Raw genomic sequence first — 15383 nt, 5'->3', positions numbered from 1 at the left:
CGGCGGCATCGTCATCGACAAGCCCCTGACCCTGCAAGGGCCGCCCGACCGCGCCGCCGTCATCGCCGGCACGCGCCAGGGCCGCACGCTGTGGGTCAAGGCCGAGGACGTAACGCTGCGCAACCTGACCGTCACGCGTTCGGGGCTGAGCCTGTCGGACATGGACGCCGGCGTGTTCCTGGACCGCGGCGCGCACCGCGCGCGGGTCGAACACAACGACATCCTCGACAACCTGGTGGGCGTGCACGTGTGGGGCCCCAATGACGCATTGGTGACCGGCAACCGCATCGTCGGCAACCGCGAGCTGCGCGTGGCCGAGCGCGGCAACGGCGTCACGCTGTGGAACACGCCCGGCACGCAAGTGCTGGACAACGATATCTCCGCGGGCCGCGACGGCATCTTCGTCAACACCAGCAAGCAGAACACCTTCAGCGGCAACTACTTTCACGACCTGCGCTACGCGGTCCACTACATGTACACCAATGACAGCGAGATCAGCGGCAACGTCTCGAGCGGCAACGATATCGCCTACGCCATCATGTATTCGCACCGCCTGGTGGTGCAGGGCAACATCGCGCGCGACAGCCGCGAGCAGGGCCTGATGCTGAACTACGCCAACCAGTCGCGCATCACCGGCAACACGGTCGATGGCGCCGGCAAGTGCGTGTTCATCTACAACGCCAACCACAACGCGTTCCTCGACAACCGCTTCGCCAACTGCGAGATCGGCGTGCACTACACCGCCGGGTCGGACGGCAACCAGATCTCGGGCAACGCCTTCCTGAACAACAAGAACCAGGTGAAGTACGTCGGCACCCGCACGCTCGACTGGGCGGTGAACGGCCGCGGCAACTACTGGAGCGACAACACCGCCTTCGACCTGGACGGCGACGGCATCGCCGACACCGCCTACCGGCCCAACGACGTGGTCGACCAGCTGCTGTGGCGCGCGCCGGCCGCGCGCATCCTGCTCAACAGCCCCTCGATCTCGATCGTGCGCTGGGCCCAATCCCAATTTCCCGCCATCCTGCCGGGCGGCGTTATCGACAGCGCGCCGCTGATGCAGCCGCCGCCGCGCCCCGCCGCCCGCGCCAAGGAGACTCCATGAATACCGACCTGGTGACGCTGGCCGGCGTCAGCAAGCACTATGGCGCGCAGCGCGCCATCGACGGCCTCGACCTGCAACTGCGCCAAGGCGAGTGCGTGGCGCTGGCCGGCCACAACGGCGCCGGCAAGAGCACGCTGATCAAGCTGGTGCTGGGGCTGATCCGCCCCACCCACGGACGCGTCACGCTGTTCGGCCAAGACGCCCACAGCCGCGCCGCCGCACGCCTGCGCGACCGCATCGGCTACCTGCCGGAAACCGTCGCGCTGCATCCCTCGCTGACCGGCGTGGAGACGCTGGCGTTCTACGCCCGGCTCAAACGCCGGCCGCTGTCCGGCAACCCCGCGCTGCTGGAGAAGGTCGGCATCGCCGGCGCCGCCCACCGCCGCGTGGGCGGCTATTCCAAGGGCATGCGGCAACGCCTGGCGCTGGCCCAGGCCCTGCTGGGCGAGCCGCGCGTGCTGCTGTTCGATGAACCGACCACCGGGCTGGACCCGGCCTCGCGCCTGATGTTCTACGACATCGTCCACGAGCTGCGCGCCGCCGGCGCCACCGTCCTGCTCAGCACCCATGCGCTGTCGGAACTGGCCGGCCACGCCGACCGCATCATCGTCATGAAGGCCGGCCGGAAGATCGCCGACGGCGCCATGTCGGCGCTGCGCCAGTCCACCGGGCTGCCCATCCGCATCCGGCTGACACTGGCCGCGCCGCAGACCGGCACGGTGCTGGCGCGGCCGTGGCGCCGCCTCGACGCCTGCCGCTACGAACTGGCCTGCCTGGAACGCGACAAGGTCGACGCCATCCGCGGCATCGGCGCCATCGCCGCACCCATCGCCGACCTCGACATCCAGGCCCCCAGCCTGGACGACATCTACGCCCACCTGCTTGAACGGGAAGACATATGAACGCCGTCTGCACCATCATCGGCAAGGAAATACGCGACGGCCTGCGCAACCGCTGGGTGCTCGCCACCGCCCTGCTGCTGGGCGCGCTGGCGCTGGCCCTGGGCCTGCTGGGCAGTTCGCCGACCGGCACCGTCAAGGCCGACCCGCTGACCGTCACCGTGGTCAGCCTGTCGAGCCTGTCGATCTTCCTGGTGCCGCTCATCGCCATGCTGCTGGCCTACGACGCGGTGGTCGGCGAAGTCGACCGCGGCACCATGGCCCTGCTGCTGAGCTACCCCGTGGCACGCTGGCAGGTGCTGGTGGGCAAGTTCATCGGCCACCTGGCGATCCTGGCGTTGGCCACCGGCGCCGGCTACGGCTCGGCCGGCCTGGCGTTGCAATGGGCCTATGGCGGCCTGGACCCGGCCGCCTGGCAGCCGTTCGCGCTGCTGATCGGCGCCAGCGTGCTGCTGGGCGCGAGTTTCCTGGCCATGGGCTACCTCATCAGCACGCGGGTGCGCGAACGCGCCACCGCGGCCGGCATCGCCGTCGGCGTGTGGCTGTTCTTCGTGGTGATCTACGACATGGCGCTGCTGGGCCTGCTGGCGGCCGACCAGGGCCGCCACGTCAGCCCCGGCCTGCTCAACGCGCTGCTGCTGCTCAACCCCTCCGACGTCTACCGCCTGCTCAACCTGACGGGCTTCGAGAACATTTCGCTGTACGCCGGCATGGCGGGCGTGAGCGACCAGGCCAGCCTGCCCGTGCCCGCGCTGGTGGCGGCGTTGCTGCTGTGGATCGCCGCGCCCTTCCTGCTGGCAATCGCGTCGTTCAGGAACCGGCCGCTATGAGACCCCTGCTGCTTTCCCTTTGCCTGGCCGCGCTGCTGGCCGTGACCGCCTGCGGCGACGGCGCCGCGCCCGCCGCCCCGCCGCCGCCCCAGCCGGTCACGTCGCAATCGGTCGGCCACTACTGCGGCATGGCCCTGACCGACCACGCCGGCCCGAAAGGACAGATCTTCATCAAGGGCCGGCCGGCGCCGGTCTGGTTCTCGTCGATCAAGCAGGTGTTCGCCTACACCCTGCTGCCCGAGGAGCCCAAGGCCATCACCGCGATCTACGTGAACGACATGGCCACTGCCGGGCCGGACGGCGCGCCCGATCCGGCCGCCTGGATCGACGCGCGCCAGGCGTTCTACGTCATCGAGGGCCGCTTCGTCGGCGGCATGGGCGCCGAAGACGCCATGCCGTTCTCGCTGCGCGCGCCCGCCGAGGCCTTCGCCCGGGCGCACGGCGGCCGCGTCGTGGCCTATGCCGAGGTTCCGGAAGCCTATGTCTTCGCCCAGTAGCGCGGCCGCCCGCCGCCCCACGCCGCTCCATTCCGCCATGCCCACCGCCATGAATCCCCGCCGCCGCCGTTTCATCGGCATCGCCGCCGCGACGTCCGCGCTGGCGCTCGCCCCCCTGTCCTTGCGCCGCGCATCCGCCGCGATCGCTCCCACCACCTGGCAAGGCGTCGCGCTAGGCGCGGATGCCGAGCTGCGGCTCTACCATCCCGACCCGCGCACCGCGCGGCAACTGATCGCGCAGGCGCTGGCAGAACTGCATCGCCTGGAAGGCATATTCAGCCTGTACCGCGACGACAGCGCGCTGGCGCGGCTGAACCGGCAGGGCTACCTGGCCGATCCGCCCGCCGACCTGCTGCGCCTGCTTGGCGACGGACTGCGCTACAGCCGCCTGACCGATGGCGTCTTCGACCCCACCGTGCAGCCGCTCTGGCAGCTGTATGCCAGCCATTTCGCGCGGGCCGGCGCGGCGGCGCAAGGCCCGTCCGAAGCCGAACTGGCGCAGACCCTGGCGCGCGTCTCGTATCACGCCGTGACGCTGGACAGCCGTCGTATCGCGCTGCAACGGCCCGGGATGGGCATCACGCTCAACGGCATCGCCCAGGGCTACATCACCGATTGCATCACGCGCCTGCTCAGGCAAGGCGGGCTGGAGCGCGCGCTGGTCGACATGGGCGAGATCCGCGGGCTGGACCGCCGCGCATCGCCCGGCGCCTGGCGGGTCGGGCTGGCCGACCCCCGGGCGCCGCAGCGGATCCTGGCTTCGGTGCCCGTGCGCAACCAGGCACTGGCCACCTCCGGCGGCTACGGCACCGCCCTGGACGCGGCGGGCCGCTACACACACCTGTTCGACCCCCGCACCGGCGCCGCGCAGCCGCGCTACCAGAGCGTGTCGGTGATGGCGCCCAACGCCACCATGGCCGACGCCCTGTCCACCGCGTTCTCGCAGATGCCGCTGCAGGCGACCGCGCCGATCGTGCGCGAGCTGGGGCTGCGGGCGTGGTTCGTGCCGCTCGAGGGTGGACTGGTGTCGCAGGGCGGCGAAGGGTGACCCAACGCACACCGACCGCCTGCGCGTGGCCTCCAGTTCCCTCTGCAGCAACGCAGCATCCGGCAACACGGTACGGTAGTTGGCTGCCATGACCTGGCTTGGCAGTCCGTCCAACGCATACTGCGCCAGCGCACGGCCCTTGTCCGCGCACAGGATAAGCCCCACCGGTGGATTCTCGTCAGCAAGCGCCCAGTGCGCTTTCGCATAGTTGCAGTACATATGCATCTGGCCCACATCCGCGTGGGTCAAGCTGCCGAGTTTCAGATCGATGATGACCAGGCAGCGCAGCCTGCGATGAAACAGCAGCAGATCCACGCGATACCAGGTCTGGTCGATGCGCAATCGACGCTGCCGTCCCACGAAGGTGAAGCCTTCCCCAAGTTCCAGCAGGAAACCTGCCAGACGCTGCGTCAGGGCGGTTTCCAGGTCGGATTCCGAGTATTCGTCCTTGAGATCGAGAAACTCCAGCACATACGGATCCTTGATCGCATCATCCTGGCGCACGCTCCAGCCGCCACGCAGCGCATGCGCCTCGTAGAACCGGCGAGCCTGGCCATCCTTGACCGATAGCAACCGTACGTACGCCGACCATGGCAGTGCGAATGCCTGGGCCAGATCGGATAGGTCGAATTTCCGAGACACTGTCTCGGAAATTGCAGATGGAGGATAGGCAAGGAAGAATCCCCGCATGTTCTCCAGGTTGTCGGCGCTGAATCCGCGTCCGAACCGGGCGGTCAGGTCAATGGACAACCGTTGAATCAACTGTTCCCCGTAGCCGGCCCGCCGCCTGCCTTTCTGCTCGGCGTCGACGATCCGTTGGCCGATCGCCCAATAACTCGCCGTCATCAGTGCATTGACCCGTCGGACCGCGGTCCGGCGAGCGCTATCGAGTAGTTCAACGATATCGCCGTGAATACCGGCATAGCCGGCCGGCAATGCGCCGGCCCGGCCCGGCCCGGCCGCATCGACGTTTTTCCTGTCATGCGATCACCTCCGTATGAGGAAGACGCAGGCGCCTTCCTCACCGGCAGACCATTCGTTCGGTGCCGGGCACCCCGCGTCACTCCCGGCGTGACCTTAGCGCATGAACCCGGCCGCGGCCGGCCGAACCGTGAGCAATCAGTCCACCCCGGCCATTCTCGCAAGACACGACGAAACCGCATCACCCAAAACAAAAAACCGGCGCGAGGCCGGTTTCTTGTGGAGACGACGAAGCGCGCTCAAGCAGCCGGCGTCGGATTCAGCGCCGACAGCATCTGCGTGAAGATCTTCGGGCTGGCGGCCAGCACGTTGCCGGAGTCCATCCAGCCTTGCTCGCCGTCGAAGTCGGCGACCAGGCCGCCGGCTTCCAGCACCATCAGGCTGCCGGCCGCCAGGTCCCAGGGCTTCAGGCCGACGCCGCAGAAGCCGTCCAGGCGGCCGCAGGCGACATAGGCCAGGTCCAGCACGGTGGCGCCCAGGCGGCGCACGCCGGTGCTGCCTTCGGCCATGGCGCGGAATCGGGCCGAGCCCTGTTCCAGGTCGCCCGAGTTGGGCCAGTGCGCGCCCAGCAGGGCCTCGTGGTAGCGGGTGCGGCCCGAGACGCGCACGCGGCGGTCGTTCAGGAACGTGCCGCTGCCACGGCTGGCGGTGAACAGTTCGTTGCGCGACGGGTCATAGATGACCGCCTGCGTGACCTGGCCGCGCTGGGTCAGCGCGATCGACACGGCGTAGTTGGGCAGGCCGTGGATGAAGTTGGTGGTGCCGTCCAGCGGATCGATGATCCACTGGAACTCGGCCTGGTCGGGGCCCTGCAAGCCGAATTCCTCGCCCAGGACGGCGTGATCCGGATAAGCGGCGCGCAGCGTCTCGACGATGGACTCCTCGGCGGCGCGATCGACTTCCGTGACATAATCGCGCGGCCCCTTGCGAGCCACGCTGAGTCGTTCCAAATCCATGCTGGCACGGTTGATAATGGTGCCGGCACGCCGGGCCGCCTTGATGGCGATGTTGAGCATCGGGTGCATAAAATTCCGTACGTATGCGGTGGGTAGGCCGCTAGCCGCCCTCCCGGGTCCGCCGCCGCCCCGACAGGGGGAAAACGGCCCAAAAAACCAGGAAGGCACTAAGCCAAACGTGCCATTTTAAATGACTCAAGCATTTTCACGCGTTCGCTTCATTATGGTGAACCCCAGCCACCCCGGAAACGTCGGTTCGGCGGCCCGTGCGATCAAGACCATGGGCTTCTCAGAACTGGTGCTGGTGGGGCCCAAATTCGCCGATGTGACCAGCCAGCCGGAAGCCGTGGCGCTGGCCAGCGGCGCCCTGGACGTGCTGGAAAACGCGCGCATCTACGATACCCTGGAAGAGGCGCTGGCGCCCGTGACCCTGGCGTTCGCCCTGACCGCCCGGGTGCGTGACCTCGGCCCCCCGCCCTGCGACATCCGCCAGGCGGCCGACCTGGCCTGCGCCCATCTGGCGGAAACCGCCGAGGGCTGTGCCGCCATCGTGCTGGGCACCGAGCGCGCCGGCCTCACCAACGCCCAGATCGGGCTGTGCCACCGCATCTGCCACATCCCGGCCAACCCCGAGTACAGCTCGCTGAACGTGGCCCAGGCGCTGCAACTGGCGGCCTGGGAGCTGCGCTACGCGCTGCTGGTGGACCAGGGCGCCGCCCTGCTGCCGGCGTCGACCGCGCAGGCGCCCTCGCGCGGCGCCGAGCCGGCTTCCGGCGAGGCGGTGCAGGCCTTCCTGACGCACTGGGAAGAGGCGCTGGTGGGCGTGCGCTTCCTGGACCCGGCCCATCCCAAGAAGCTGCTGCCGCGCATGCGGCACCTTTTTTCCCGGGTCGCCCTGACCCGCGACGAGGTCGACATGATGCGCGGCGTCTGCACCGCGATGCTGGCGACGGCCCGCCGCGACGACGATACAAAAAAATAGGGACGGGCATCCGCCCGTCCCCCGTCATCGGCCGCCGGCGGTTGACCCGCCGCGGCACGAAGCGCGCGCTCAGTCGACCTTGGCGCCCGACGCCTTGACCACCGGCGCCCAGCCTTCCACTTCCGACTTGATGAACTGGCCGAATTCGGCCGGCGTGGTCTTGACGCCCACGGCGCCCAGCTTTTCGAAGGCCAGTTGCACTTCGGGCTTGTCCAGCGCCTTGACCATGGCGGCGTTGAGCTTGTTGACCACGTCGGGCGGCGTGCCGGCCGGCGCGATCAGGCCGAACCACGACGACACGTCGAAGTTGGCGAAGCCCGCTTCCTTCATGGTGGGCAGGTCCGGCGCGCTCTTGGAACGCTCGGCCGTGGTCACCGCCAGCGCGCGCAGCTTGCCCGACTGGGCGTGCGGCCAGGCCGACGGCATGTTGTCGAACATGAACTGCACCTGGCCGCCGATCAGGTCGGTGATGGCCGGGGCGCTGCCCTTGTAGGGCACGTGCAGCACGTCGATGCCGGCCTGCATCTTGAACAGTTCGCCGGCCATGTGGATCGAGGTGCCGCTGCCCGACGAGGCGAACGCCAGCTTGCCCGGGTTCTTCTTGGCGTAGTCGACCAGTTCCTGCACCGTCTTGACCGGCACCTGGGGGTTGACCACCAGGATGTTCGGCACCTTGGCGCCCAGCGCCACGGGGGTGAAGTCCTTCGTCAGGTCGAACGTGACGTTCTTGTACAGCGTCTGGTTGATGGCGCTGGTGACGGCCACGAACAGCAGCGTGTAGCCGTCCGGCGCGGCGCGCTGCACCTGGTCGGTGGCGATGTTGCTGCCGGCGCCCGGCTTGTTCTCGACCACGAACGACTGGCCCAGGCTCTCGGTGAGCTCCTTGGCCATGATGCGGGCGATCACATCGGTGGTGCCGCCGGCGGAAAAGCCGACCACGATGCGGACAGGTTTATCGGGATAGGCGGCCTGGGCGGAACCCATGGCGAAAGCGCTTGCGGCGGTAGCCAGTAGCGTGGCGGCAAGACGCCGCAGTCCAGGCTTTTGACCGGTCATCATATAGTCTCCGTGCTGATACTGTCCATTACATGGACGATTTGAATTATTGGATGCTGCATTCTGATCTATACACGAGAGGAGCATCAAGGTAGAGTCCACGCTACGGACTATGGTTTTCCCTTGACCAAGACGCAATAACCCCCAAGTTTTCAGAGAGTTGCATGCAAGACAGCGATGCCGCGGCCGCAGGCCCACGCACATTGCGGCGCGGGCTGGCCGTTCTGGCCGCCCTGCGGGACCAGGGGCCTGACGGCCTCAGCGTGACCGATATTGCCCGCCTGACGGGCATTCAGCGCCCCACCATCTACCGGCTGCTGGCGGCCCTGCTCGACGCCGGCCTGGTGCTGCCGGTGACGGGCACCAAGAAATACCGCGCCCAGCTGGCGGTGGACCCCGACACCCGATCGCGCGACCCGCGCGTGCGCCAGCTGCTGCCGGTGCTGCGGCGCCTGGCCGACCGCACCGGCGACGCCGTGTTCCTGGTGGTGCGCGACGAGGACGATTCCATCAGCCTGCATCGCGAGATCGGCAGCTATCCGGTGCAGATCCTGGCGACCTACGCCGGCAAGCGCCAGCCGCTGGGCGTAGGCTCGGGCGGCATGGCGCTGCTGGCGGCGCTGTCCGACGACGTCGCCCGCGGCATCGTCGAACGCAATTCCAGCCGGCTCGACGAATACGGCGGCATGACGCCTCAGGAAATGTTCCGCCTGATCGAAAACACCCGCGCGCGCGGCTATTCGGTGGTGGGCAACCACGCCGTGCGCGGCGCGCTGGGCGTGGGCTGCGCCCTGCTCGACAGCCATGGCGCGCCGCTGCTGGCGGTCAGCGTCACGGCCATCATCGACCGCATGCCGGCCCAGCGCCAGCGCGAGATCGCCGGCTGGATCAAGGCCGAATTGGCGCGGCTCGCCGTGCAGGCCTGACGCGGTCCGCACGGCCGCGCGCCGACGATGCCACGACCGCGCGCGGCATGATGTCCGCGCCGGCCACAATGAAAAAAAGGGCGTACGCGCATCGCGCGAACGCCCTTTTCGTTGGCGCCGCCTGTCAGGCCGGGGCGCCGGTCTTGGGATTCTGGATCTCGCGCAGCGGGATCGGCGCCTGGAAGCCGGCGGCCTCCAGCGAGCTGCGGATTTCCTGGTACAGGCCCCAGCGCAGGTCCCAGTACTTGCCGGCCTCGGCCCACACGCGCACGTTCACGACCACGCCGTTTTCCTTGTAGTCCACCACCTTGACCAGCGGCTGCGGATCCTTCAACGCATTGGGGTTGGCCGCGACGATGCCCTGCAGCTTGGCCAGCACCGCGTTCAGGTCGTCGCCATAGCGCACCGGCACCGGGATATCCAGGCGGCGCGTCTTGTTGCGGCTGTAGTTGGTGATGGTGGCGTTCCAGACAGTGCTGTTGGGCAGCGTCAGGTGGATGCCGTCGACCTGGATCAGGCGCGTCAGGAACAGGCCGACCTCTTCGACCGTGCCTTCGGCGCCGGTGCTCAGGCCCACGTATTCGCCGGCGCGCACCGGGCGCAGGATCAGCAGCATGATGCCGGCCGCGATGTTCTGCAGCGTGCCCTGCAGCGCCAGGCCGACGGCCAGGCCGGCGGCGCCGAGCACCGCGATCAGGCTGGCGGTCTGCACCCCGAAGCGCGCCAGCACCGCGATCAGCGTGAAAATGCGCACCGTCCAGACCACGGTGCTGTAGAACATCGGCACGATGGTCGGATCGATCTTGCTGGAACGGGTGGCGATGCGCCGCACCCAGCGTCCCAGCAGCGCCGAGACCCACCAGCCGATGACCAGGATCAGCAAAGCGACCAGCAGATTGATGCCCAGGTCCACCAGCTTGGGCGCCCAGGCATTGAATTCCTTCAAGGCGTCTTCCATCGTTGTCGCTCCCTCTTGCAAAAAAAGACAGCCGAAAACTTTATCAGATGCGCTTGAAGGAATGGGCCGCTGCGGCCCCTCGTTGTGTCAAGCTTTGTAAGGACGCGGCCGCTCAGGCCGCGCCCGACGCCTGGCGAAAATGGTTGTCCCAGGCGCGCTCGCGCGACGGCGCCAGCAACGGCTGCTCGGCGCCCGCGGCGTCGGTGCGCAGCATGGCGCCCAGGCCGCTGCTGACGAGAAAGCCGCCGCCTTGTGCCGGCGCCACGCCGCAGCCATCGGCCAGCCGCGTCTCGCCCAGCCAGCGCCCGCTGGCCGCGTCCCAGTACAGCACGCGCCCGCCCACCGGGCTGGAGGTGGCGATGATGCCGCCGGCCGCGTCCGCCGCCACCGAGCCGACGTAGTTGCGCATCTCGCGCAGCGTCGGCGCCGGGCCGGCGAACAGTTCCGGTTGGGCGCCGCGCCGGTGACGGCCGACCAGGGCCGGCCGGTCGCCGGCGGGACCCATGTACTGGCAGCCGAACCACACCGTGCCGTCGGCCGCCAGCGCCAGGTGGCGGATCGACAGGCGATGCAGTGCCGGCGCCAGTTCGACCTTTTCCAGCAGGCGGCCGCTGGCCGTGTCGATATAGGCCAGCGACGGCCGCATGGTGTCCAGGTTGAGTTCGAGCTTGCCGTAGTCGGGGTGGGTCAGGATGCCGCCGTTGGCCACGCACAGCGTCTTGCCGTCGGGCATCAGCACCACTTCGTGCGGACCGATGCCGCCGCTGTCGAACTCGCCGACGCGGCGGTAGCCGCCGCCCGGCGTGGCGTCATAGATGCCCAGCACGCCGCGGCCGCCGTCGAAGTCGTTCTCGGTCGCGGCCAGCAGGCGGGCGCCGTCGAAATAGGCGCCGTGGCCGAAGAAATGACGGTCCTCGGGCAATGGCAGTTCGAGCGGCGCGCGCTCGCCGCGCAGGTCGAACGCCAGGGCGAAAAAGCCCGGCTGGCGGCCGAACACCACGGCGCGTTCGCCGGCCGCGTCGATCGCGAAGCTGTGGCCGCGCGCGGGCATCGGCAGCACCAGCGTGGCGCCGACCGCGCCGGCGGCGGCGCGCGCCAGGAAATCGCGCCGCGCCGGCCGGGCCGGATCGGGCCGCGCCGCCGGCGCCTGTCCGGTGTCATGCTTCATCATGGCCCGGTCGCGCTCAATCGCCATCGAGCGCATTGAAGCCGATGGTCACGCCCAGCGCCGGCGCCAGGTCCTGGTCGACGATGGCCTTGGCGTTCTTGAGCGTCAGCGTCGCCAGCCCCAGCAGGCGGCGCCCTTCCGCGTCGGCCAGCGCCTGGTCCAGCGGCGCCGGCACCTCGCGCAGCGTGCGCGCCGCGTTGTCCAATTCGCCCAGCACCGCGCCGCCCATCCAGGCATCGCCCGGCGGCAGCGCATAGCCGCCCGCGCGGTAGAACGCCGCCAGGCCATCCAGGCCGGCGGCCAGCGTGCGCGTCGACAGGCCGCTGCGCCAGAAGGCGGCGCGCTTGGGTCGCGCCGCGTCCGCGGAGTCGCCCAGCACCGGCAGCAACTTCACGTCGCGCGCGAACTGCAGGCCGGTGGACAGCGCCTTCATGGCTTCGGCCGCGACTTCCTGCGGATCGCGGTACAGATCGTTGCCGGCCTGCGGCCGCGCGAACTGGCGGCCGAAGTCGGCCTGCGGCCCCCAGGCCTGCGCCACGTCGCGCGAGATCGCAGCGACGTTGGCCGACACCGCCCGGGCGTAGCCGCAGGCATAGGCGAAGGTCGGCGCGCCTTGCTGCCGGAGCAGCGCCGGCTCGCCGTACAGCACGTATTCCAGCGCCGGCAGGCCCTGCAGCGCCACGCTGCGTCCGGCCAGCGCGCCGGGCTTGAGCAGCTCGGCGTCCTGCGCCGCGATCGCGGCCTGCACCTGCTTGGGCATCACGCCGCGGGTATCGGGCCAGAAGGCCAGCCGCTCGTAGCGGTTGGCCTGCACCAGCGGGCCGAAGCGCAGCGGCTCCAATCGCGCCCAGGCCTGCGCCAGCGTGGCGAAGGCCTCCTCGACGCGCCTGGCGCCGGCGGCCTCGGGCTTGGCGCACCATTGGCCCAGCGCGCCTTCCAGGCCCGTGGCGGCCTCGGCCATGCCGCTGGCGGCCGGCCGCGCATAGCCCTGCGCCAGGCGTTCGCCCAGGTCGGCGGACAGGCTCGCGGCGGCGCCGGCCAGCGGCCATGCCAGCAGCAGCGCGGCGGCGGCCAGCCGGACCGGAACGCGCGAGCGCGCAACAAGGGTGGTCATCACAATGACTCCAGGAAACGGATCAGGTCGGCGCGTTCTTCGGGCGTCATCGCCACCACGCGGTCGCGCGCGGGCTGCCCCGCGCCGCCATGCCACAGCACCGCCTCAAGCAGCGTGCGGGCGCGCCCGTCGTGCAGCCAGGTGGCGTTGGGGTTCACGGTCTTGGTCAGGCCGATGCCCCACAGCGGCGGCGTGCGCCACTCGCGGCCGTTGGCCTCGCCGTCGGACACGCCGTCGGCCAGGTCATCGCCCATGTCGTGCACCAGCATGTCGGTGTACGGCCAGATCAGCTGGAAGCGATGCTCGGCCTGCTTGGCATTGCGGCTGGTGACGTACTTGGGCACGTGGCAGGCGACGCAATTGGCCTCGTAGAACAGCTTCTTGCCGGCCAGCACGCGGGCGTCGTCGGCGTCGCGCCGCTGCGGCACCGCCAGGTTGGTGGAATAGGTGGTGACGAAGTCCATCAGCTTGGCCGGCACCTCTTCCGGACCGAAGCGCGGCTGCGCCCCATGCGGCATCTTCAGGCACTGGACCTGCGCCGGCGTACAGTCGCCGTAGTGATTGGGGAACAGCGGCGAGGACAGGCCCATGTCGTTGGAGAACGCGGCGGCGCTCTGCTGCTCCACCGTGGGCTGGCCGGCCTTCAGGTTGAAGCGGCCGAGCGCGCGCTGACCGGTGCGCATGTCGGTGACCCAGTTGGCCTTGCCGACGATGCCGTCGCGCTTGTCGGCGCCGATGTTGGCCAGGATGTCGGCCTCGTGGATCGATTCCAGCAGGCCCAGGCCAATCATCGGCGGCGCCAGCCGCGGCGAGATCTGCGTGTCCTTGCGCATCGGCCCGTACCCCAGGTTCTCGATGCGGTAGGCCGGCTTCATCAGCGTGGCGGTCTCGCCGCCATTGAGCTTGACGGTGACCGGGGTGTATTCGATCTCCATGCGGCCTTCGGCCGGCAGCCCGGCCACCGCGAAGTTCTGCAGCTGCACGCCATAGACGGGTTCGGGCAGCAGCGCGATCTCGCCCGGCGCCAGGCGCGGATGGCCGCGGTCCGGGCCTTCGGGCACCGCCAGGCGCAGCAGCAGCGCCACCGCGTCGGGACGTTCCAGCGGATCGAAGCCGGGCACCGAGCCGCGCCCGTCCTTGGTATGACAGGCCTGGCAGGAGCGCGCGTTGAACAGCGGCCCAAGGCCGTCAGAGGCCTGCGTGGAAGCCGGCGCGGACACCCAGTCCTTGCGGAACAGGCCGTTGCCGACCTGGAACTCCTGGCGCCGCTCGAAGCTCATGTTGGCCGACGGCTGCGAGAAGATATCGGCGTTGATGAGCTTGTTGGTGGTGGTGGCGCCCGCCTGCATGGTCTCGAAGGTCTCGGCCTTGGAGAAATCGCGGGTGGGCGCGGTGATGGCGAGGACCCGCTTGAGGTCCTCGGCGCTCAGGTCATCGCGCCCGGCGGGCGCGGTCTGGGCAACGGCGGCGCCGGCATGGGCCGACGCCGCCAGTACGGCGGCGAATACGAGCTTCACTTGAATACGGCGTCGGGTTTGTCCAGGCTGTCGGAACCCTCGATGGCGACCTTGCCCAGGTCCAGCAGCGCGATCACGCGCTCCAGGCTGCGGGTCTGGTCGACCAGGCGGTCGATGGCGGCCTGCACCACCGCGTTGCCTTCCTTGTTGCCGTCCGCGATCATCTGGTCGTAGGTCTCGACCGTCTCGGCGCGGACCTTCATCGCCTGCATGGCGGCCACGGTGGCGTCCAGCTTGGCGCGCACTTCGGTGTCCAGCTTGGGGTCGCGCGCCTTGACCAGTTCCGACAGGCTGGCGCCCGACACCTGCTTGCCGTCGACGCGGGTGTACGCGCCCAGGTAGACGTTGCGGATGCCGATCTGGTTGTAGAAGTGCGAGTTGTGGGTGTTGTCCGAGAAGCAGTCATGCTCTTCCTCGGGATCGTGCAGCATCAGGCCGAGCTTCATGCGCTCGCCGGCCAGTTCGCCGTACGACAGGCTGCCCACGCCGGTCAGCATCGCCACCAGGCCGGCCTTGGGATCTTCCTCCACGGCCTTGCGCGCGGCGCCGTCCTTCTGCCAGTTGCCGACCATCTCTTCCAGGTCGGTCACCAGCAGGTCGGTCACGGCCTTCAGGTAGGCGATGCGGCGTTCGCAGTTGCCGCCGGTGCACTGCTTGACGTCGTAGTCGGTGTGCGGACGGTTGCCCGAGTGGCGTTCCTGCGGCGAGCCCTTGCGGTCGGCCGGCGCCGGGCCGGTGCCGTTCAGGTCCTGGCCCCACAGCAGGAATTCGATGGCGTGGTAGCCGGTGGCCACGTTGGCCTCGTTGCCGTCGGCCTCGTGCAGCACTTCGGACAGCAGCTTGGGCGTGATCTCGCTGACGTCGATGGTCTTGCCGCCCACCGAGATCTTGGAATTGGCGATGACGTTGACCGCGTAGTAGGCGTTCTCGTCGTTCTCGGTGCCGTAGGAGGCGTCGACGTAGTCGATCAGGCCCTCGTCCAGCGGCCACGCGTTCACGCGCCCTTCCCAGTCGTCGACGATGGGGTTGCCGAAGCGGAAGGCCTCGGTCTGCTGGTACGGCACGCGCGCATCGAGCCAGGCCTGGCGGGCCGCCTTGAGCGTGTCCGCGCTGGGCTTGGCGATCATGGCGTTGATGGCCTCGCGCAGCGTCTTGGCGGAAGTCAGCGCGTCTTCATAGCCGGCCAGCGCCAGATCCGAGTAATTCGTGACCACGGCCTTGGGCGGCGTGGCGGCGTGAACCGTCCCCCCGAATGCCGCGACGGCCAGCACCGCCCCCAACAACAACTTGCGCATCGACTTTCTCCCGTAACTCGGACCGGATTCGCCCCGCGGCGGCCCGGT

At 69.2% G+C, this 15383-nt stretch carries 14 protein-coding genes and 1 pseudogene; 7 read left to right on the top strand and 8 right to left on the bottom strand.

Translation table 11 applies throughout. The features are described from left to right. From AOZ53_RS34585 to AOZ53_RS01260, 5 genes are all read left to right on the top strand, one after another. Window positions 1-1108, top strand: a 1108-nt coding sequence (locus AOZ53_RS34585; protein ID WP_054486638.1) for a nitrous oxide reductase family maturation protein NosD, incomplete at its 5' end; no start/stop codon positions are given. After that, window positions 1105-2010: an ABC transporter ATP-binding protein gene (locus AOZ53_RS01275; protein WP_054486637.1), complete on the top strand. Its 906-nt coding sequence runs from the start codon at window positions 1105-1107 to the stop codon at window positions 2008-2010. The genes AOZ53_RS34585 and AOZ53_RS01275, both read left to right, overlap by 4 nt. Continuing rightward, a complete protein-coding gene (locus AOZ53_RS01270; RefSeq protein ID WP_054431515.1) occupies window positions 2007-2837 on the top strand; it encodes an ABC transporter permease in 831 nt (276 codons plus the stop codon). Before AOZ53_RS01275 ends, AOZ53_RS01270 begins: the two co-directional genes overlap by 4 nt. After that, window positions 2834-3334, top strand: a complete 501-nt coding sequence (locus AOZ53_RS01265; RefSeq protein WP_054486636.1) for a nitrous oxide reductase accessory protein NosL — start codon at window positions 2834-2836, stop codon at window positions 3332-3334. The genes AOZ53_RS01270 and AOZ53_RS01265 overlap by 4 nt, the downstream gene beginning before the upstream one ends. Before the next feature lie 37 nt (window positions 3335-3371). Further along, the gene (locus AOZ53_RS01260; protein ID WP_054486635.1) at window positions 3372-4382 is read left to right on the top strand and encodes an FAD:protein FMN transferase; all 1011 of its coding nucleotides are present in this window, start codon (window positions 3372-3374) and stop codon (window positions 4380-4382) included. Between the two features lie 18 nt (window positions 4383-4400). Here AOZ53_RS01260 and AOZ53_RS33220 read toward each other — a convergent pair. Both AOZ53_RS33220 and AOZ53_RS01250 read right to left on the bottom strand, forming a co-directional pair. Beyond that, window positions 4401-5318, bottom strand: a pseudogene (locus AOZ53_RS33220) (YhcG family protein); the annotation flags it as partial. A 284-nt stretch (window positions 5319-5602) separates the two neighbouring features. Beyond that, window positions 5603-6388 (bottom strand): inositol monophosphatase family protein, encoded by a 786-nt coding sequence (locus tag AOZ53_RS01250; protein WP_054417226.1) that lies wholly within the window; start codon window positions 6386-6388, stop codon window positions 5603-5605. A gap of 121 nt (window positions 6389-6509) precedes the next feature. Here AOZ53_RS01250 and AOZ53_RS01245 point away from each other — a divergent pair, with 121 nt between their 5' ends. Continuing rightward, window positions 6510-7301 (top strand): RNA methyltransferase, encoded by a 792-nt coding sequence (locus AOZ53_RS01245; protein WP_156333174.1) that lies wholly within the window; start codon window positions 6510-6512, stop codon window positions 7299-7301. 69 nt (window positions 7302-7370) lie between these two features. Here the strand turns inward: AOZ53_RS01245 and AOZ53_RS01240 are convergent, their stop codons facing one another. Then, on the bottom strand, window positions 7371-8360 hold the full coding sequence (locus AOZ53_RS01240) for a Bug family tripartite tricarboxylate transporter substrate binding protein (RefSeq protein ID WP_054431520.1): 990 nt from the start codon (window positions 8358-8360) through the stop codon (window positions 7371-7373). A 161-nt stretch (window positions 8361-8521) separates the two neighbouring features. Here AOZ53_RS01240 and AOZ53_RS01235 point away from each other — a divergent pair, with 161 nt between their 5' ends. Continuing rightward, window positions 8522-9283, top strand: coding sequence for an IclR family transcriptional regulator (locus tag AOZ53_RS01235; RefSeq protein WP_054431521.1), 762 nt, complete (start codon window positions 8522-8524; stop codon window positions 9281-9283). A 124-nt stretch (window positions 9284-9407) separates the two neighbouring features. On the opposite strand, the gene AOZ53_RS01230 is transcribed toward AOZ53_RS01235, so the two are convergent. The 5 genes from AOZ53_RS01230 to AOZ53_RS01210 all read right to left on the bottom strand — a co-directional run bounded on the left by AOZ53_RS01230 (window position 9408) and on the right by AOZ53_RS01210 (window position 15335). Continuing rightward, the gene (locus AOZ53_RS01230) at window positions 9408-10241 is read right to left on the bottom strand and encodes a mechanosensitive ion channel family protein (protein WP_054431522.1); all 834 of its coding nucleotides are present in this window, start codon (window positions 10239-10241) and stop codon (window positions 9408-9410) included. Window positions 10242-10353: 112 nt separating this feature from the next. Beyond that, window positions 10354-11412, bottom strand: coding sequence for a DUF1513 domain-containing protein (locus AOZ53_RS01225; protein WP_369816770.1), 1059 nt, complete (start codon window positions 11410-11412; stop codon window positions 10354-10356). A 13-nt stretch (window positions 11413-11425) separates the two neighbouring features. Next, window positions 11426-12523 carry an imelysin family protein gene (locus AOZ53_RS01220; protein ID WP_054486632.1) on the bottom strand — a complete coding sequence of 366 codons (1098 nt, stop codon included), beginning with the start codon at window positions 12521-12523 and terminating at the stop codon, window positions 11426-11428. Continuing rightward, window positions 12523-14040, bottom strand: coding sequence for a di-heme oxidoreductase family protein (locus AOZ53_RS01215; protein WP_054486631.1), 1518 nt, complete (start codon window positions 14038-14040; stop codon window positions 12523-12525). Before AOZ53_RS01215 ends, AOZ53_RS01220 begins: the two co-directional genes overlap by 1 nt. Beyond that, entirely contained in the window at window positions 14037-15335 is a 1299-nt protein-coding gene (locus tag AOZ53_RS01210; RefSeq protein WP_054486630.1) for an imelysin family protein, read from the bottom strand. The genes AOZ53_RS01215 and AOZ53_RS01210 overlap by 4 nt, the downstream gene beginning before the upstream one ends. Between the last annotated feature and the right edge of the window lie 48 nt (window positions 15336-15383).

The organism is Achromobacter sp. 2789STDY5608621, from assembly GCF_001299375.1.
In the GTDB taxonomy this organism is placed as follows: Bacteria; Pseudomonadota; Gammaproteobacteria; order Burkholderiales; family Burkholderiaceae_B; genus Achromobacter; species Achromobacter insuavis.
Note: the sequence above shows the minus strand (reverse complement) of the source record. Positions and strands in the feature narration are given on the sequence as shown.